Source organism: Pseudomonas neuropathica (assembly GCF_015461835.1).
In the GTDB taxonomy this organism is placed as follows: domain Bacteria; phylum Pseudomonadota; class Gammaproteobacteria; order Pseudomonadales; family Pseudomonadaceae; genus Aquipseudomonas; species Aquipseudomonas neuropathica.
In genome coordinates this window covers 208340-225645 of sequence record NZ_JACOPX010000011.1, presented here as the reverse complement: position 1 = coordinate 225645, position 17306 = coordinate 208340, and the positions used below count along the sequence as shown (strand labels likewise).

Annotated in this window: 16 protein-coding genes; 13 read left to right on the top strand and 3 right to left on the bottom strand. The window is 58.5% G+C overall.

The annotated features are described in order from the left end of the window. The first annotated feature begins 98 nt into the window (after positions 1-98). From H8F23_RS18065 to H8F23_RS18015, 11 genes are all read left to right on the top strand, one after another. Positions 99-2897, top strand: a complete 2799-nt coding sequence (locus H8F23_RS18065; RefSeq protein WP_194935290.1) for an LPS-assembly protein LptD — start codon at positions 99-101, stop codon at positions 2895-2897. Further along, entirely contained in the window at positions 2878-4194 is a 1317-nt protein-coding gene (surA, locus tag H8F23_RS18060) for a peptidylprolyl isomerase SurA (protein WP_407692564.1), read from the top strand. Before H8F23_RS18065 ends, surA begins: the two co-directional genes overlap by 20 nt. Next, positions 4191-5180 (top strand): 4-hydroxythreonine-4-phosphate dehydrogenase PdxA, encoded by a 990-nt coding sequence (gene pdxA / locus H8F23_RS18055; protein WP_194935288.1) that lies wholly within the window; start codon positions 4191-4193, stop codon positions 5178-5180. Before surA ends, pdxA begins: the two co-directional genes overlap by 4 nt. Next, positions 5177-5995: a 16S rRNA (adenine(1518)-N(6)/adenine(1519)-N(6))-dimethyltransferase RsmA gene (gene rsmA / locus H8F23_RS18050; RefSeq protein ID WP_038363334.1), complete on the top strand. Its 819-nt coding sequence runs from the start codon at positions 5177-5179 to the stop codon at positions 5993-5995. Before pdxA ends, rsmA begins: the two co-directional genes overlap by 4 nt. A gap of 113 nt (positions 5996-6108) precedes the next feature. Then, the gene (gene apaG, locus H8F23_RS18045) at positions 6109-6489 is read left to right on the top strand and encodes a Co2+/Mg2+ efflux protein ApaG (protein WP_194935287.1); all 381 of its coding nucleotides are present in this window, start codon (positions 6109-6111) and stop codon (positions 6487-6489) included. Further along, positions 6489-7370: a symmetrical bis(5'-nucleosyl)-tetraphosphatase gene (locus H8F23_RS18040; RefSeq protein ID WP_194935286.1), complete on the top strand. Its 882-nt coding sequence runs from the start codon at positions 6489-6491 to the stop codon at positions 7368-7370. The genes apaG and H8F23_RS18040 overlap by 1 nt, the downstream gene beginning before the upstream one ends. 33 nt (positions 7371-7403) lie before the next feature. Next, a complete protein-coding gene (gene glpE, locus H8F23_RS18035) occupies positions 7404-7733 on the top strand; it encodes a thiosulfate sulfurtransferase GlpE (protein ID WP_150749669.1) in 330 nt (109 codons plus the stop codon). A gap of 297 nt (positions 7734-8030) precedes the next feature. Beyond that, the gene (locus H8F23_RS18030; protein ID WP_007910115.1) at positions 8031-9953 is read left to right on the top strand and encodes a PrkA family serine protein kinase; all 1923 of its coding nucleotides are present in this window, start codon (positions 8031-8033) and stop codon (positions 9951-9953) included. 121 nt (positions 9954-10074) lie between these two features. Continuing rightward, positions 10075-11346, top strand: coding sequence for a YeaH/YhbH family protein (locus H8F23_RS18025; protein ID WP_007910114.1), 1272 nt, complete (start codon positions 10075-10077; stop codon positions 11344-11346). Next, positions 11343-12905: a SpoVR family protein gene (locus tag H8F23_RS18020; RefSeq protein ID WP_194935285.1), complete on the top strand. Its 1563-nt coding sequence runs from the start codon at positions 11343-11345 to the stop codon at positions 12903-12905. Before H8F23_RS18025 ends, H8F23_RS18020 begins: the two co-directional genes overlap by 4 nt. A gap of 63 nt (positions 12906-12968) precedes the next feature. Then, positions 12969-14198, top strand: coding sequence for a multifunctional CCA addition/repair protein (locus H8F23_RS18015; RefSeq protein ID WP_194935284.1), 1230 nt, complete (start codon positions 12969-12971; stop codon positions 14196-14198). Between the two features lie 98 nt (positions 14199-14296). Here H8F23_RS18015 and folK read toward each other — a convergent pair whose 3' ends face one another. Further along, on the bottom strand, positions 14297-14815 hold the full coding sequence (gene folK / locus H8F23_RS18010) for a 2-amino-4-hydroxy-6-hydroxymethyldihydropteridine diphosphokinase (protein ID WP_194935283.1): 519 nt from the start codon (positions 14813-14815) through the stop codon (positions 14297-14299). Next, entirely contained in the window at positions 14806-15162 is a 357-nt protein-coding gene (folB, locus tag H8F23_RS18005; RefSeq protein WP_122599210.1) for a dihydroneopterin aldolase, read from the bottom strand. Before folB ends, folK begins: the two co-directional genes overlap by 10 nt. Positions 15163-15236: 74 nt before the next feature. Here folB and plsY point away from each other — a divergent pair, with 74 nt between their 5' ends. After that, positions 15237-15806 carry a glycerol-3-phosphate 1-O-acyltransferase PlsY gene (gene plsY / locus H8F23_RS18000; RefSeq protein WP_093441972.1) on the top strand — a complete coding sequence of 190 codons (570 nt, stop codon included), beginning with the start codon at positions 15237-15239 and terminating at the stop codon, positions 15804-15806. Between the two features lie 23 nt (positions 15807-15829). On the opposite strand, the gene tsaD is transcribed toward plsY, so the two are convergent. Continuing rightward, positions 15830-16855 carry a tRNA (adenosine(37)-N6)-threonylcarbamoyltransferase complex transferase subunit TsaD gene (gene tsaD, locus H8F23_RS17995; RefSeq protein ID WP_093441977.1) on the bottom strand — a complete coding sequence of 342 codons (1026 nt, stop codon included), beginning with the start codon at positions 16853-16855 and terminating at the stop codon, positions 15830-15832. Positions 16856-17054: 199 nt separating this feature from the next. Between tsaD and rpsU the strand changes: the two genes are divergently transcribed. Next, complete coding sequence (gene rpsU / locus H8F23_RS17990; protein ID WP_002551877.1) at positions 17055-17270, top strand: 30S ribosomal protein S21; 216 nt, start codon at positions 17055-17057, stop codon at positions 17268-17270. The last annotated feature ends 36 nt before the right edge of the window (positions 17271-17306 follow it).

Below are 17306 nucleotides of genomic sequence, written 5' to 3'. Positions count from 1 at the left end.
CGGGTCATGCTTTATTATCCAGCATCTTTTTCAGACCATCGAGAGGCGTGCGGCCCACACCGCGGGCAGATGGCACGCAGGAAGCCCGGACTAATAAGATGGCATTGAAATCCCCCGCGTTTCGTAAAAAATTTCCGTTGTTGGTAACCGGCAGTCTGCTGGCTATGCAACCTCTGGCCAGTCAATTCGTTGTTGCCGCCGAGCAGTATGACTGCTCCGTCTCGGCTTCGGGTGGTTGGGCCTGTGCGCCCAAATCAACCGCTGCTGCGTTGCCGCCGCGTCCGGTGCATGACGGCAGTGCCGTCAGCGCTACGGGCGAAGCGGCGACCGAGAACGGTTCGGCTGCCGACACAGCGCCTAAAACGGCGCTGGTCACCGAAGCCAAGGGCCGCGGTTTGAAATCCCGTAGCGAAGACTTCAGTCACCTCGACTGGGTTCCGCGCGAGAAGCTCACCGCCGCCCAATTGGCCGAGACCGGGCCTTACTGCTCTGGTGCCTACATCGAACCGATTCGTCCTGGCATGAATGACAAGACGAACAAAAGCGATGCTCCGACCTTTATCGGCGCAAAAGCCTCGCGCTATAACACCGATGATCAAGTCGGTACGCTGGCCGGTGATGTTGTCCTGCGTCAGGGCAGCATGCAGGTCGAATCCGACGAGGCCAGCCTGTATCAGGCCGAGAGCCGCGCCGAACTCAATGGCGATGTACGTATCCGCGACAACGGCGCGCTGATCGTTGGCGATCACGCCGATGTGCAGCTCGACACCGGTGAAGCCAAGGTCGACAACGCCGAATACGTGATGCACAAATCGCGTATCCGCGGTAACGCGCTGTACGCCAAGCGTGCCGAAAACGCGATCATCCGCTTGAAGGACGGCACGTACACCACGTGCGAACCGAACAGCAACGCCTGGCAGCTCAAGGGCAACAACATCACCTTGAACCCGGCCACCGGTTTCGGTACCGCGACCAACGTGACGTTGCGCGTAAAAGACATTCCGATTCTGTACACGCCGTACATCTACTTCCCGATCGACGACCGTCGTCAGTCGGGCTTCCTGCCGCCAACCATCGGCAGCGGCAGCGATACCGGCTTCATGCTGGTGACCCCGTACTACTTCAACCTGGCGCCGAACTACGACGCCACGTTGTACCCGCGCTACATGAGCAAGCGTGGCATGTTGGTGGAAGGCGAGTTCCGTTACCTGACCAAGTCGAGTGAAGGTCAGTTCGGTGCCGCGTATCTGAACGATGACGATACCGAGCGCAGCAAGCAGACCGACTACGAAAAAACCCGCTACATGTACAACTGGCAGCACAAGGGCGGTCTCGACTCCCGCGTGCTCACCGAAGTCGACTACACCAAGATCAGCGATCCTTATTATTTCCAGGATCTGCAGACCGATCAGATTGGCGTGAAATCCAGCGACTTCGTGAACCAGCAGGGCGCGGTTACTTATCGTGGCGACAGCTATACCGCTCGCTTGAATGCTCAGCAGTACCAATTGGCCACTGTTTCGAACATCACTCCGTATGGTCGTCTGCCGCAGATCACCTTCAATGGTCAGCTGCCGTATCATCCGGAAGGTTTGAACTTCGATTACGAGACGGAGCTTGTCCGGTTTGATCGTGATCTGAAAACTGGCCAGTTCATTGATGAAAACGGGGTTGGAGAGGATCGTCTCGATACTCACGTATCCGGCTTGGCTCGAGCAAACGGCGACCGTCTGAACCTGAAACCAGGTGTCAGCCTGCCAATGAACTGGACTTATGGCTTCCTGAAGCCATCGCTGAAGTATCAGTACACTCAATATCAGCTGGATCTGGACAACACCGGTAAATCGCAGATCGATGCGATGACTGCTGAGCAGAAAAAACTCAACGGTGAATTCGACAGCAACCAGAACCGTGGCGTACCAATCGCCAGTATCGACAGCGGCCTGTACTTCGACCGCAATACGTCGTACTTCGGCAAGAACTACCGCCAGACCCTGGAACCACGCCTGTTCTACCTCTATGTACCGAAGGTTGATCAGGAAGACATTCCAGTATTCGACACCAGCGAATACACCTTCAACTACGCCTCGCTGTTCCGTGACAACCGCTTCTCCGGCTCCGACCGTGTCGGCGACGAGAACAAGCTGTCGCTGGGCGTAACCAGCCGCTGGATTGAAGACAACGGTTTCGAGCGTCAACGCATCAGCGTCGGTCAGGCTTACTACTTCAAGGATCGTGAAGTACAACTGCCAGGTATCGCGTTCAAGGATCGCAAAGATGCCCAGTCCGACGTCTCGCCATACGCACTGGAATACGAATATCGCTGGAACCGCGACTGGCGCACCACGGCCGACTACAACTGGGATCCGGACAGCCGCAGCCCACGTTCCGGCAGCGCGATGTTCCACTACCAGCCTGAAGACAACCCGAACAAGGTTATCAACGCCGGCTATCGCTATCGCAACGACCAGGTTCGTTACGACCAGAACACCGGTAAATGGTCGGTGGGCGGTGGTGACTACGGCACCCCTGGCCAGCCTGGCTACGTGAAGGACTACTACAAGATCCAGCAGCATGACTTCTCGGTTATCTGGCCGATCGTTCCACAGTGGAACGCGATCAGCCGCTGGCAGTATGACTACAACCGTAACCGTACCCTGGAAGCCTTCGGTGGTTTCGAGTACGACAACTGCTGCTGGAAACTGCGCCTGATCAACCGTTACTGGGTTTCCTATGACGAGTTCAGCCAGGAAGCTCCGCAAAACGAAAAAGGCGACCATGGCGTCTTCCTCCAAATTGTTCTGAAGGGACTCGGCGGCCTGACTGGCGCCAAGGTAGAGAGCTTCCTCGACAAAGGCATTCAAGGTTATCGTGAACGTGAAGACCAAGCTTTCTGATTGTCTGCGCCCGCTGATGCTGGGCGCGCTGTTCCTGGGTACTGCGGCTAACGCCGCAGTTCAATCCATCGACAAAGTGGTAGCGATCGTCGACAACGATGTGGTCATGCAGAGCCAACTGGACCAGCGCGTCCACGAAGTACAGCAGACCATCGCCAAGCGTGGTGGCGGCCTGCCGCCTCCTGGCGTACTGGATCAACAGGTGCTTGAGCGCCTGATCGTCGAAAACCTGCAACTGCAGATCGGCGAACGCTCCGGCATCCGCATCACCGATGAAGAACTGAACCAGGCGGTCGGCACCATTGCCCAGCGCAATAACATGTCGGTTGAGCAGTTCCGTACTGCTCTGGCTCGCGACGGCCTGAACTATGACGACGCCCGTGATCAGATCAAACGCGAGATGATCATCAGCCGTGTGCGTCAGCGTCGCGTGGCAGAACGCATCCAGGTTTCCGAGCAGGAAGTGAAGAACTTCCTCGCTTCCGACCTGGGCAAAATGCAACTGTCCGAAGAGCTGCACCTGGCCAACATCCTGATCCCGACGCCGGAAAGCGCCAACTCTGAAGCGATTCAGAGCGCTGCCCGTCAGGCCATGGAGGTTTACCAGCAACTCAAGCAAGGCGCTGACTTCGGCCAGATGGCCGTTGCCAAGTCCGGCAGCGACAACGCACTGGAAGGCGGCGACATGGGCTGGCGTAAAGCCGCGCAACTGCCACCGCCGTTCGACCGCGAGTTGAGCAGCATGGCTGTAGGCGACATCACGCAACCTGCACGCACGCCGGGTGGTTTCATCATCCTCAAGCTGCTGGCAAAACGTGGTGGCGAAGCGCAGATGCGCGACGAAGTGCATGTACGCCACATTCTGGTTAAGCCGAGCCCGATTCGCGATGAAGCGAAGACCAAGGCACTGGTTCAATCCTTGTACGAGCGCATTCTGGCCGGTGAAGATTTTGCCACTCTGGCGAAAAGCTATTCCGAAGACCCGGGTTCGGCGCTCAATGGCGGCGACCTGAACTGGATCGACCCGAACGCACTGGTACCGGAATTCCGCGAAGTGATGGCCAAGACCCCACAAGGTCAGCTGTCCAAGCCATTCCAGACTCAATATGGCTGGCACGTTCTGGAAGTCCTTGGCCGTCGCGCCACCGACAGCACCGAACAGGCCCGCGAGCAGCAAGCCATGACCGTACTGCGTAACCGCAAATACGACGAAGAGCTGCAAACCTGGCTGCGTCAGATCCGTGACGAAGCGTACGTAGAGATCAAACTCCCTGGTGCAGACCAGGCAGCGCAGTGAAACCCAAGCGTTTCGCGCTGACACCCGGCGAACCAGCCGGCATCGGTCCCGACCTGTGCCTGCTGCTCGCCTCGCAAGCCCAGCCACATCCCCTGATTGCCATCACCAGCCGCGACCTGCTCTCCGAGCGGGCCGCGCAGTTGGGGCTGGCCGTCACTTTGCTGGATGTTGCGCCTGGCATCTGGCCGGATGCTCCTGCACCCGCAGGCAGCCTGTATGTCTGGGACACACCACTCAGCGCCCCCGTGGTTGCCGGGCAACTGGACAAAGCCAACGCCGCATTCGTCCTTGAAACCCTGAGCCGCGCCGGCAATGGCTGCGTGAACGGTGATTTCGCCGGAATGATCACCGCGCCTGTGCACAAAGGCGTGATCAACGAGTCCGGCATCGCCTTTTCCGGGCACACGGAATTTCTCGCTGACCTGACCCACACCGCCCAAGTGGTGATGATGCTCGCCACCCGCGGTTTGCGCGTGGCACTGGTCACCACTCACCTGCCCCTGCGCGAGATTGCCGACGCAATCACACCCGAACGGCTGGAGCGTGTGACTCGGATCCTGCACAGCGACCTGCAAAACAAATTCGGCATCTCCCAGCCACGCATCCTGGTTTGCGGACTCAACCCGCACGCCGGTGAAGGCGGACATCTGGGCCATGAAGAAATCGACATCATTGAACCGACATTAGAGCGCCTGCGCGGCGAGGGCATGGACCTTCGTGGCCCGCTGCCTGCCGACACTCTGTTTACCCCAAAATATCTGGAGCACTGCGACGCAGTGCTGGCGATGTACCACGACCAGGGTTTGCCTGTGCTTAAGTACAAAGGCTTCGGCGCTGCCGTCAACGTGACCCTTGGTCTGCCGATCATCCGCACGTCGGTCGATCACGGCACTGCCCTGGATCTGGCCGGCAGCGGCAAGATCGACACCGGCAGCCTGCAAGTCGCCCTGGAAACCGCCTACCAGATGGCCGAGACCCGTTTATGACCGAGCAATACCAACACAAGGCGCGCAAACGCTTTGGCCAGAACTTCCTGCACGATGCCGGCGTTATCGACCGCATCCTGCGCTCCATCAGCGCCAAGTCTGAAGACCGCCTGCTGGAAATCGGCCCGGGCCAGGGCGCACTGACCGCCGGCCTGCTGTCCTCCGGCGCACAACTCGACGTGGTGGAACTGGACAAGGATCTGATCCCGATCCTCAACCAGCAATTCGCCGGCAAGAGCAATTTCAACCTGCACCAGGGCGATGCGCTGAAGTTCGACTTCAACACGCTCAACGCCGCGCCAAACAGCCTGCGTGTGGTTGGCAACCTGCCGTACAACATCTCGACACCGCTGATTTTTCACCTGCTGAACAACGCCGGCATCATTCGCGACATGCACTTCATGCTGCAGAAAGAGGTGGTCGAGCGTCTGGCTGCAGGCCCTGGCGGCGGTGACTGGGGTCGTCTGTCGATCATGGTTCAGTACCACTGCCGCGTGGAACACCTGTTCAACGTCGGTCCCGGCGCGTTCAACCCGCCGCCGAAGGTCGACTCAGCGATCGTCCGTCTGGTGCCGCACGCCGTACTGCCGCACCCGGCCAAGGATCACAAGCTGCTGGAGCGCGTGGTGCGCGAAGCGTTCAACCAACGCCGCAAGACCTTGCGCAACACTCTCAAGCAACTGCTCAGCAATGCCGAGATCGAAGCCGCCGGCGTCGATGGCAGCTTGCGTCCGGAGCAACTGGATCTGGCCGCGTTCGTACGTCTGGCCGACCAGCTCGCGGTACAAGTCCCGGCCTCCCCCGCCGCCGACTGATAAACGATGAACGCTATCGGGCAGGACGCCACTCTGGTTTACTGCCCGATACTTGCCTAGACTGAATCCCCATCAGCTACGCCCCGCGTTCCGCTTCGTTTAAGGCCTCTTGCATGTCCGATTCCCGTTACCAGGTCGATGTCAGTGTCGTCACCCGCTATCTGGCAGACCAATCGCAACCCGAGCACGACCGCTTCGCCTTCGCCTACACCATCACTGTGCAGAACAATGGCGCAATCCCTGCCAAGCTACTTTCGCGGCACTGGGTGATCACCGACGGTGATGGTCATGTAGAGGAAGTGCGCGGCGCTGGCGTGGTCGGCCAGCAACCGTTGATCGATGCCGGCAAAAGCCACACCTACAGCAGCGGCACAGTGATGACCACCCAGGTCGGCACCATGCAAGGCACTTACCAAATGGTCGCCGACGACGGTAAACATTTCGACGCCATCATCAAGCCGTTCCGCCTCGCCGTCCCTGGAGCCCTGCACTAATGGCGACGTATGCCATCGGCGACGTGCAAGGTTGCCTCGAACCGCTCAAGTGCCTGCTCAAGCAAGTCGCGTTCGATCCGCAACTCGATCGACTGTGGCTGGTCGGTGACCTGGTCAACCGTGGCCCGCAATCACTGGAAACCCTGCGTTTTCTGTATGGCATGCGTGAATCGCTGATCTGCGTGCTCGGCAACCACGATCTGCACCTGCTGGCTGCGGCTAAAAACATCGAGCGCTTGAAAAAGTCCGACACCCTGCGCGAAATCCTCGAAGCGCCGGACAGCGCCGAGCTGCTCGAGTGGGTTCGGCAACAAAAGCTGATGCACTACGACGAGACGCGTGATGTCGCCATGGTTCACGCCGGCATTCCACCGCAATGGTCGCTGAGCCGCGCACTGAAGTGCGCAGCCGAAGTCGAAACGGCCCTGCGAGACGACAACATGCTGCTCGCCTACCTCGACGGCATGTACGGCAACGATCCGGCGAAATGGGACAACGATCTCAAAGGCGTGGCCCGCCTTCGTGTGATCACCAACTATTTCACGCGCATGCGCTTCTGCACCGCCGAAGGCAAACTCGACCTCAAGAGCAAGGAAGGCCTCGACACAGCACCCGCCGGATATAAACCGTGGTTTCAGCACAAGGATCGCAAGACCAAAGGCCTGCGCATCATCTTCGGCCACTGGGCGGCACTCGAAGGCAATATCCATGAGCCAGGTATCTCGGCGCTCGACACCGGTTGTGTCTGGGGCGGCAGCCTGACCCTGATGAATGTCGACAGCGGCGAACGGCTGTCGTGCAAATGCGACGAACACGGCGGACTCGCGCCAACTGTCGCACCACTTATCCCCGAAACTTCGCCAGTCAGCGCACCGCGTTAGACTGCGCTTTCAGCCGAGCAACAGGAACCCGCCATGAGCGAATTCAAACGAATCCCCCCGGAACAGGCCCAGGCCCTGCGTGAACAAGGTGCTGTCGTGGTCGACGTACGCGACCCGGCGACTTTCGCCGCCCTGCACATCAGCGGCTCGAAGCATCTGGACAACCATTCCCTGCACGCTTTCATTCAAGGCGCTGACCTTGATGCGCCGACCGTCGTCGTCTGCTACCACGGCAATTCCAGCCAGGGTGCTGCGGCCTACCTGATCAGCCAAGGCTTCTCCGACGTCTACAGCATGGACGGCGGCTTTGAGCTATGGCGTACGACTTATCCTGCGGAAACCGCGCAAGGCACCACCGAATAATTTTTTTGTCACGCGCAGGCCCCGGCTGCCGTGGGCCTGCGCGGGCAGACGAACGGTCTTGCCACAACTAATTACGTATCTCGCCTTTACCTCCCGAATTCCCAACTATCCTTAAGCCCAGGCCATCCAAAACAGGGGAGAGCCGGTACACCGGCGCACGGGTCATCGGGAGTGACTTTCACGATTGTCGATCGTGAAAGTGTTCTGGGGGGTAAACAAACAGCTGCCTAAACGGTTGTTTGCCAGCATCGACTGAGTGATCCGGCGTCGGCTCCACGTATCGAGCGAGGTGACGTCATGAGTATCTTTAGCCACTTCCAACAACGCTTCGAGTCCACACGCCAGGAAGAACTCTCGCTGCAAGAGTACCTGGAGCTGTGCAAGAAAGACCGTAGCGCCTACGTTTCCGCCGCCGAGCGTCTATTGCTGGCCATCGGCGAGCCGGAACTGCTCGACACCTCGACCAACTCGAGGCTGTCACGCATCTTCTCCAACAAGGTGATCCGTCGCTATCCGGCCTTTGAAGACTTCCACGGGATGGAAGAATGCATCGACCAGATCGTTTCGTATTTCCGCCACGCCGCCCAAGGCCTGGAAGAGAAGAAACAGATCCTTTATCTGCTCGGTCCCGTCGGTGGCGGTAAATCGTCCCTGGCCGAGAAGCTGAAACAACTGATTGAAAAAGTGCCCTTCTATGCGATCAAGGGCTCGCCGGTATTCGAATCGCCTCTGGGTCTGTTCAACGCCACCGAAGATGGCGCGATTCTCGAGGAAGACTTCGGCATTCCACGGCGCTACCTGAACACCATCATGTCGCCATGGGCGACCAAACGTCTGGCCGAATTCGGCGGCGACATCAGCCAGTTCCGCGTGGTCAAGCTGTACCCGTCGATCCTTAACCAGATCGCCGTGGCCAAGACCGAACCGGGTGACGAGAACAACCAGGACATTTCCGCACTGGTCGGTAAAGTCGACATCCGCAAACTCGAGGAATACCCACAGAACGACGCCGACGCTTACAGCTATTCCGGTGCGCTGTGCCGGGCCAACCAGGGCCTGATGGAATTCGTCGAAATGTTCAAGGCACCGATCAAGGTGCTGCACCCATTGCTGACCGCGACGCAGGAAGGCAACTACAACAGTACCGAAGGCCTCGGCGCGATTCCGTTCACCGGGATCCTGCTCGCCCACTCCAACGAATCGGAATGGCACACCTTCCGCAACAACAAGAACAACGAAGCGTTCATCGACCGGATCTACATCGTCAAAGTGCCGTACTGCCTGCGCGTCAGTGACGAAGTGAAGATCTACGACAAACTGCTGTTCAACAGCTCACTGGCCAAGGCCCATTGCGCGCCGGACACCCTGAAAATGCTCGCGCAGTTCACTGTTCTGTCGCGCCTCAAGGAGCCGGAAAACTCCAACATCTATTCGAAGATGCGCGTCTACGACGGCGAAAACCTCAAGGACACCGATCCAAAGGCCAAGTCGATTCAGGAATACCGCGACTCGGCCGGTGTCGACGAAGGCATGAACGGTCTGTCGACCCGCTTCGCGTTCAAGATCCTCTCCAAGGTGTTCAACTTCGATCCGCATGAAATCGCTGCCAACCCGGTACACCTGCTCTACGTTCTGGAACAGCAGATCGAACAGGAACAATTCCAGGCTGAAACCCGCGAGCGCTACCTGCGCTACCTGAAGGAATACCTGGCACCGCGTTATATCGAATTCATCGGCAAGGAGATCCAGACCGCCTATCTCGAGTCTTACAGCGAGTACGGCCAGAACATCTTCGACCGCTACGTGCTGTACGCGGACTTCTGGATTCAGGATCAGGAATACCGCGATCCGGAAACCGGCGAGATTCTCAACCGTGTCGCGCTGAACGAAGAACTGGAGAAAATCGAAAAACCGGCCGGCATCAGCAATCCGAAGGATTTCCGCAACGAGATCGTCAACTTCGTACTGCGCGCACGCGCCAACAACAACGGCAAGAACCCGACCTGGCTCAGCTACGAGAAACTGCGGGTGGTCATCGAGAAGAAAATGTTCTCCAACACCGAGGACCTGCTGCCAGTCATCAGCTTCAATGCCAAGGCCAGCAAAGAGGATCAGCAAAAACACAACGACTTCGTCACTCGAATGGTCGAACGCGGCTACACCGACAAACAGGTACGGCTTCTTTCCGAATGGTACCTACGGGTACGGAAGTCGCAGTGAAGCAGCTGCAAGCTTCTAGCTACGAGCTGCAAGAACAAAGCGCGTAACCCACTGATGCCCGGGAACCTGCTTTTACTTGCAGCTTGAAGCTCACAACTTGAAGCTGCCCGGAGGGCTTCCTATGAGTTATGTGATCGACCGACGTCTCAATGGCAAGAACAAGAGCACGGTGAACCGTCAGCGCTTCCTGCGGCGTTACCGTGACCACATCAAGAAGGCCGTCGAAGAGGCGGTCAGCCGGCGCTCCATTACCGATATGGAGCACGGCGAACAGATCAGTATTCCCGGTCGCGACATCGACGAACCGGTGCTTCACCATGGCCGTGGCGGCAAGCAGACCGTGGTGCATCCGGGCAACAAGGAGTTCACCGCCGGCGAACACATCGCCCGCCCGCCGGGAGGCGGTGGCGGACGCGGCCCGGGCAAGGCAGGCAACTCCGGCGAGGGCATGGACGAATTCGTCTTCCAGATCACTCAGGAAGAGTTCCTCGAATTCATGTTTGAAGACCTCGAACTGCCGAACCTGGTCAAACGCAACCTGAGCGGTACCGACACCTTCAAAACCGTGCGGGCCGGGATCAGCAACGAAGGCAACCCTTCGCGGATCAATATCATCCGCACGCTGCGTTCGGCCCATGCTCGGCGCATTGCCTTGTCCGGCAGCAGCAGGGCAAAACTGCGTGAAGTGAAAGAAGAACTTGAACGTCTAAGACGCGAAGAGCCAGATAACTTCGGTGATATTCAGGAACTCGAGGCAGAAATCGAGAAACTCAGCGCGCGCATTCATCGTGTGCCGTTCCTCGATACCTTCGACTTGAAATACAACTTGCTGATCAAACAGCCCAACCCCAGTTCGAAAGCCGTGATGTTCTGCCTGATGGACGTCTCCGGCTCCATGACCCAGGCGACCAAAGACATCGCTAAACGCTTTTTCATCCTGTTGTACCTGTTCCTGAAACGGAACTACGACAAGATCGACGTCGTGTTCATCCGCCACCACACCAGTGCCCGGGAAGTCGACGAAGAAGAGTTTTTCTATTCACGGGAAACCGGCGGCACCATCGTTTCCAGTGCCCTGAAACTGATGCAGGAGATCATGGCCGAGCGTTACCCGAGCAACGAGTGGAATATCTACGCAGCTCAGGCTTCCGACGGCGACAACTGGAATGATGACTCGCCAATCTGCCGCGACATCCTGATCAACCAGATCATGCCGTTTGTGCAGTACTACACTTATGTGGAGATTACCCCGCGCGAACATCAGGCCTTGTGGTACGAGTACGAACGCATCGCCGAAGCCTTCTCTGACACTTTTGCCCAGCAGCAACTGGTCTCGGCCGGGGATATCTATCCGGTCTTCCGTGAACTCTTCCAGCGCAGGTTAGTGACATGACCGCCAAAGAGCAGAAGCGCCAACCTATTTCCACCGGCTCCGAATGGACGTTCGAGCTGATCCAGACCTATGACCGCGAAATAGCCCGGATCGCGGCCCGCTATGCGCTGGATACCTACCCCAACCAGATTGAAGTGATCACCGCCGAGCAGATGATGGATGCGTATGCCTCGGTGGGCATGCCACTGGGCTACCACCACTGGTCCTACGGCAAACACTTCCTCAGCACGGAAAAGTCGTACAGCCGTGGCCAGATGGGCCTCGCCTACGAAATCGTGATCAACTCTGACCCGTGCATCGCCTATCTGATGGAGGAAAACACCATCTGCATGCAGGCGTTGGTAGTGGCGCATGCCTGTTACGGGCATAACAGTTTCTTCAAGGGCAATTACCTGTTTCGCACCTGGACCGACGCCAGCTCGATCATCGATTACCTGGTGTTTGCCAAGCAGTACATCATGCAGTGCGAGGAGCGTCACGGCATCGATGCAGTAGAAGACCTGCTCGACTCCTGCCATGCGTTGATGAACTACGGCGTCGACCGCTACAAACGTCCTTACCCGATTTCCGCCGAAGAAGAACGGCGTCGGCAGAAGGATCGTGAAGAGCACATGCAGAAGCAGATCAACGATCTGTGGCGCACCATTCCCAAAGGCGCGGATAAATACAGCGACAAGGACAACGCCCGCTTCCCGGCCGAGCCGCAGGAAAACATCCTGTACTTCATCGAAAAACACGCGCCGTTACTGGAACCGTGGCAGCGCGAGATCGTGCGGATCGTGCGCAAGATCGCCCAGTACTTCTACCCTCAACGCCAGACCCAAGTGATGAACGAAGGCTGGGCAACGTTCTGGCACTACACGCTGATGAACGACCTGTACGACGAAGGGCTGGTCACCGACGGTTTCATGATGGAATTCCTCACCTCGCACACCAGCGTGGTGTTTCAGCCAGGTTTCGATAGCCCTTACTACAACGGCATCAACCCCTACGCGCTGGGTTTCGCCATGTATCGCGACATCCGGCGCATGTGTGAAGAACCTACCGAAGAGGATCGTCACTGGTTTCCGGAAATTGCCGGGAGTGACTGGCTGTCGTCCATCAAATTCGCCATGAGCAGCTTCAAGGATGAGAGTTTCATCCTGCAGTATCTATCGCCGAAAGTGATCCGTGACCTGAAACTGTTCAGCATCATGGATGACGATCAGAAGGACGACTTGCTGGTGCCTGCGATTCATGACGAACCCGGCTACCGGATCATCCGCGAAACACTGGCCGCGCAATACAACCTCGGCAATCGTGAACCGAACGTGCAGATCTACAGCATCGATCGGCGCGGCGACCGCTCACTGACCTTGCGTCACCAGCAGCATGACCGCAAACCACTGGGTGATTCCACCGACGAGGTGCTTAAACACCTGCATCGCTTGTGGGGCTTCGATATCCATTTGGAAACCCTGCAAGGCGACCAGATCATGAAAACCCACCACGTGCCGCCACGCAGTGAACACAGCGAAGGGGATTACGGTCGTCTGGACCTGGCCGTCATTCATCTTTGAAACGGTTCTGGCCTCCGAAAGTCCGGCGCAGAGGTTATCCTGTCGGGCTAACGGAGGTTTTTTATGCAGATTTTCAAGGTTGGCGGTGCCGTACGTGATCGCTTGCTGGGCAAACCGGTCACGGACATCGATTGGGTCGTAGTCGGTGCCACCACGGAAGAAATGCTCGCCCAGGGTTATCGCCCGGTCGGCGCGGATTTCCCGGTGTTTCTTCATCCCAAAAGCGGCGAGGAGTACGCCCTCGCCCGCACCGAACGCAAGAGCGGGCGCGGTTATGGCGGCTTTACCTTTCATGCCAGCCCCGAAGTGACGCTTGAAGAAGACCTGATTCGCCGCGACCTGACCATCAACGCCATGGCCGAGGACAATGAGCACAATCTGACCGATCCCTACCATGGCCAGCGCGATCTTGAAGCCCGGATTCTGCGCCACGTTTCTCCGGCGTTCGCCGAAGATCCCCTCCGTGTATTGCGTGTTGCCCGCTTCGCAGCGCGCTATGCCGGGCTGGGTTTTACTGTCGCACCAGAGACGCTGGAATTGATGCGTCAGCTCAGCGAGTCCGGTGAGCTGGAGGCATTGACCGCTGAACGTAGCTGGAAAGAAATCTCCCGAGCACTGATGGAAGATCAGCCGCAAGTATTCATTCAGGTGCTGCGCGACTGCGGCGCACTGAAAGTACTGATGCCGGAAGTCGACGCGCTTTTCGGTGTGCCACAACCAGAAGCGCATCACCCGGAAATCGATACCGGCCTGCACACCCTGAGCGTCCTGGAGCAATCGGCGCGGCACAAACAACCGCTGACGGTTCGCTGGGCTTGCCTGCTGCACGATCTCGGCAAAGGTCTGACCCCAGAGGAAGAGTGGCCGCGACACATCGCCCATGAGCACACGGGGTTGAAGCCGATCAAAGCGGTCAACGAACGCTTTAAGGCACCGAAGGATTGTCAGGAGTTGGCCTTGCTGGTCGGCAAGTACCACACCCACAGCCACCGGGCGCTGGAATTGAAGGCCTCGACGCTGCTTGAGCTGTTGCAGAGCTTTGATGTGTATCGCCGACCGCAGCGGTTTGAAGAGTTTATCGCGGCATGCGAAATGGACGCCCGAGGCCGTAAAGGGCTGGAGCAGAGAAGTTATCCACAGGCCGAATATTTACGCGGCGCTGCCAAGGCTGCACGGGAAGTCGCGGTGCAGCCGTTGCTGGAGAAGGGATTCAAAGGCCCGGAATTGGGCGAAGCGCTGAAGCGTGAGCGACTGAAGGCTTTGAAGATCTACAAAGACGCGGCGTCAGCCTGAAAAGCGTCGTCGGATCGCCGCCCGGATCCGGCTCGCTCCCACAGGGAAATGCATTCCAAAATGTGGGAGCGAGCCTGCTCGCGAAGACGTCAGTCGATTCAACACAAGTCTGAAGGCGTAAGCTGCTGCCCGCGCCACTCAAACCCGACCGGCGCCAGCACCTGATCAATCTGCGCTTCAGCCCACAAAGTCGCGAAGCTTTTTCCCACACCCGGATGCACGCGATCCGGCGCAATCAGCGACAGCGGCCACAGCACAAAAGCATTTTTCAGAATCTCCGCGCGCGGCAGAACCAGTCCGTCGAAATTCCCCGCCAGATCACCATACAACAGCACGTCGATATCCAGCGGCAAGCCCTTGCGATCAGGCGCGTAGCGACCGTTATCCGCCTCGATGAATTTCAAGCGTCGATCCAGTTCCATCAACGGCAGATCGGTAAACGCCGACACCACAAAATTGAAGAACGGCCCGCTCTTGATCCCCACAGGCGCGCTTTCGAACACCGCCGAACAGCGGACATCCACCAGAAACGTAGCCAAAGCTTCCAGCCCTGCGCGCAAATGGGTTTCGCGCTCGATATTGCTACCGAGCCCGAGGTAGACCTGAGTCAGCGACATCCGCGCTCGATCTCCACACCCACGCCGCCCTTGGCAGCCGGAACGGCACCTGGCTTGGTCAGCTTCAGACGTACCCACGTGATGCTGAATTCGCTCATCAGCACTTCGACCAGACGCTCGGCAAAGGTCTCGACCAACTGAAACTGCGCCTGCTCGGCAAAAGCCTGAATCCGCGCGGACACGCTGGCATAGTCGAGCGCCAGGGTCAGGTCATCACCGGCGGCGGCCGGGCGATTGTCCCAGGCGAAGCTCAGGTCAAGGCGCAGGCACTGGCGGATGCCGCGCTCCCAGTCGTAGGCACCAATCACGGTGTCGACTTCCAGGCCTTCGATAAACACTCTGTCCAAGCACTTCTCTCCGCTGCACGACAAGGGCGCAATGCGCCGTTAGAATCAGGGCGTCCTCGCCCGGAATAGTTAGCATGTTTTGGTTACTGGCGACTCTCGCCTACCTGCTCGGCTCGCTGTCCTTCGCCATTTTGCTCAGCCGCCTGACCGGAAATCCGGACCCGCGAATGAGTGGCTCGGGCAATGCCGGTGCCACCAACATGCTGCGCCTGGCCGGTCGCAAACTGGCGATCCTGACCCTGCTGGGTGATCTGTGCAAAGGCCTGGTGCCGGTGCTGATCGCTTCGACTGCCGGCCTTTCGCTGCAGGATCAGGCGTGGATCGGCGTGTGCGCCGTGATCGGTCACCTGTTCCCGCTGTACTTTCGCTTTCGTGGCGGCAAGGGTGTCGCCACCGCTGCCGGCATGCTGCTGGGCCTGTATCCGCCCGCCGCGCTGCTGGCAGTATGCGCCTGGTTACTGACGTTTTACCTGACCCGCACCAGCTCGCTCGCAGCACTGATCGCAACCCCCTTGACCCTGCCTTTGCTGGCCTGGCAGGAACCGGAGGCGCTGTTGCCGATGAGCGCGCTGACACTGCTGATCGTCTGGCGCCACCGCGGCAATCTACGCGACCTGTTTGCCGGGCGCGAACGGCATTTTTAAATACCGGCCATGAGCGCCACTCATCACAACGCCGACAATTGCTCCATCGGCCAGCGAGCCTGCACGCTGATCGCCAGACTTTCCTGCTGACCGGCCTGCAAACGCTGGCAACCGGCAAACGCGATCATCGCGCCATTGTCGGTACAGAACTCCGGGCGTGCATAAAACACATCGCCCTTCATGTCGCCGAGCATTTTTTCCAGCGAAACACGCAACGCCTTATTGGCGCTGACGCCGCCCGCAATCACCAGACGCTTCATGCCGGCCTGCTTCAGGGCACGCTTGCACTTGATGGTCAAAGTCTCCACCACGGCCTGCTGGAACGCCAGCGCGATGTCGCAACGGGCTTGCTCGCTGTCGTCCCCGGCGTTGACGCACTGCTGCCAGGCGTTGAGCGCAGAGGTTTTCAGACCACTGAAGCTGAATTGCAGACCCGGGCGATCACACATCGGACGCGGGAAGGTAAAACGTCCTGCGACGCCCTTCTCGGCCAGCTTGGCGATTTCCGGCCCACCCGGATAATTGAGGCCCATCATCTTCGCGGTTTTGTCGAATGCTTCACCGGCGGCATCATCCAGCGTCTCGCCAAGCAGACTGTATTGGCCGATGCCATCGACCTGAACCAGTTGCGTATGACCGCCGGAGACCAACAAAGCGACGAACGGGAATTCGGGCGGTTTCGGCTCCAGCATCGGCGCCAGCAAGTGGCCTTCCATGTGGTGCACACCGAGCGCCGGAATGCCCCAGGCAAACGCCAGTGCCTGAGCGCAGGAAGCGCCGACCAGCAATGCGCCAACCAGGCCAGGACCCGCGGTATAGGCGATTGCATCGATCTCGGTCGGCACGCAGTCAGCCTCGGCCAACACCTGACGGATCAAGGGCAGCATGCGTTTGACGTGGTCACGCGAGGCCAGCTCCGGCACCACACCGCCATAAGCACGATGCAGGTCGATCTGGCTGAACAGTGCGTCGGCCAGCAGGCCGCGTTCGCTGTCATATAATGCGACGCCGGTTTCGTCGCAGGAAGTTTCTAATCCCAGTACTAGCATGGGTTTGCGCCTTGTTTAGGCTGAATTCGAAGGCGCGCATAATAGTCGCCGCGTGATGCCCCGACCAGCGGTTTTCGATCAGAGGCTTTGCATTCCGAGCGATGAGGGGTTAACATCCGCAACCCTTAAAAACCGACGTCTTCAAGTGCTCTTTTGCCGCGAGGATGTTGACCCCGGTAATGAATGAAGGTAGCTCTGGATGCCAGCCGTCAAAGTTAAAGAGAACGAACCCTTCGACGTAGCTCTGCGTCGTTTCAAGCGCTCCTGCGAAAAAGCCGGTGTACTGGCTGAAGTTCGTAGCCGCGAATTTTACGAGAAGCCAACTTCTGAGCGTAAGCGCAAAGCAGCAGCCGCTGTTAAGCGTCACGCCAAGAAAGTTCAGCGCGAACAGCGCCGCGCCGTTCGTCTGTACTAATACACAGACGTTCGTAGCAAGCTTCTTTGCCTAAGC

What these genes read in the sequence shown, in the direction of transcription:
- H8F23_RS18020 (WP_194935285.1), top strand. Translation starts at nt 11,343, where the DNA reads ATGACCGCCAAAGAGCAGAAGCGCCAACCTATTTCCACCGGCTCCGAA.
- H8F23_RS18025 (WP_007910114.1), top strand. Translation starts at nt 10,075, where the DNA reads ATGAGTTATGTGATCGACCGACGTCTCAATGGCAAGAACAAGAGCACG.
- apaG (WP_194935287.1), top strand. Translation starts at nt 6,109, where the DNA reads ATGTCCGATTCCCGTTACCAGGTCGATGTCAGTGTCGTCACCCGCTAT.
- H8F23_RS18015 (WP_194935284.1), top strand. Translation starts at nt 12,969, where the DNA reads ATGCAGATTTTCAAGGTTGGCGGTGCCGTACGTGATCGCTTGCTGGGC.
- H8F23_RS18065 (WP_194935290.1), top strand. Translation starts at nt 99, where the DNA reads ATGGCATTGAAATCCCCCGCGTTTCGTAAAAAATTTCCGTTGTTGGTA.
- H8F23_RS18040 (WP_194935286.1), top strand. Translation starts at nt 6,489, where the DNA reads ATGGCGACGTATGCCATCGGCGACGTGCAAGGTTGCCTCGAACCGCTC.
- tsaD (WP_093441977.1), bottom strand. Translation starts at nt 16,855, where the DNA reads ATGCTAGTACTGGGATTAGAAACTTCCTGCGACGAAACCGGCGTCGCA.
- rpsU (WP_002551877.1), top strand. Translation starts at nt 17,055, where the DNA reads ATGCCAGCCGTCAAAGTTAAAGAGAACGAACCCTTCGACGTAGCTCTG.
- folK (WP_194935283.1), bottom strand. Translation starts at nt 14,815, where the DNA reads ATGTCGCTGACTCAGGTCTACCTCGGGCTCGGTAGCAATATCGAGCGC.
- glpE (WP_150749669.1), top strand. Translation starts at nt 7,404, where the DNA reads ATGAGCGAATTCAAACGAATCCCCCCGGAACAGGCCCAGGCCCTGCGT.
- rsmA (WP_038363334.1), top strand. Translation starts at nt 5,177, where the DNA reads ATGACCGAGCAATACCAACACAAGGCGCGCAAACGCTTTGGCCAGAAC.
- plsY (WP_093441972.1), top strand. Translation starts at nt 15,237, where the DNA reads ATGTTTTGGTTACTGGCGACTCTCGCCTACCTGCTCGGCTCGCTGTCC.
- H8F23_RS18030 (WP_007910115.1), top strand. Translation starts at nt 8,031, where the DNA reads ATGAGTATCTTTAGCCACTTCCAACAACGCTTCGAGTCCACACGCCAG.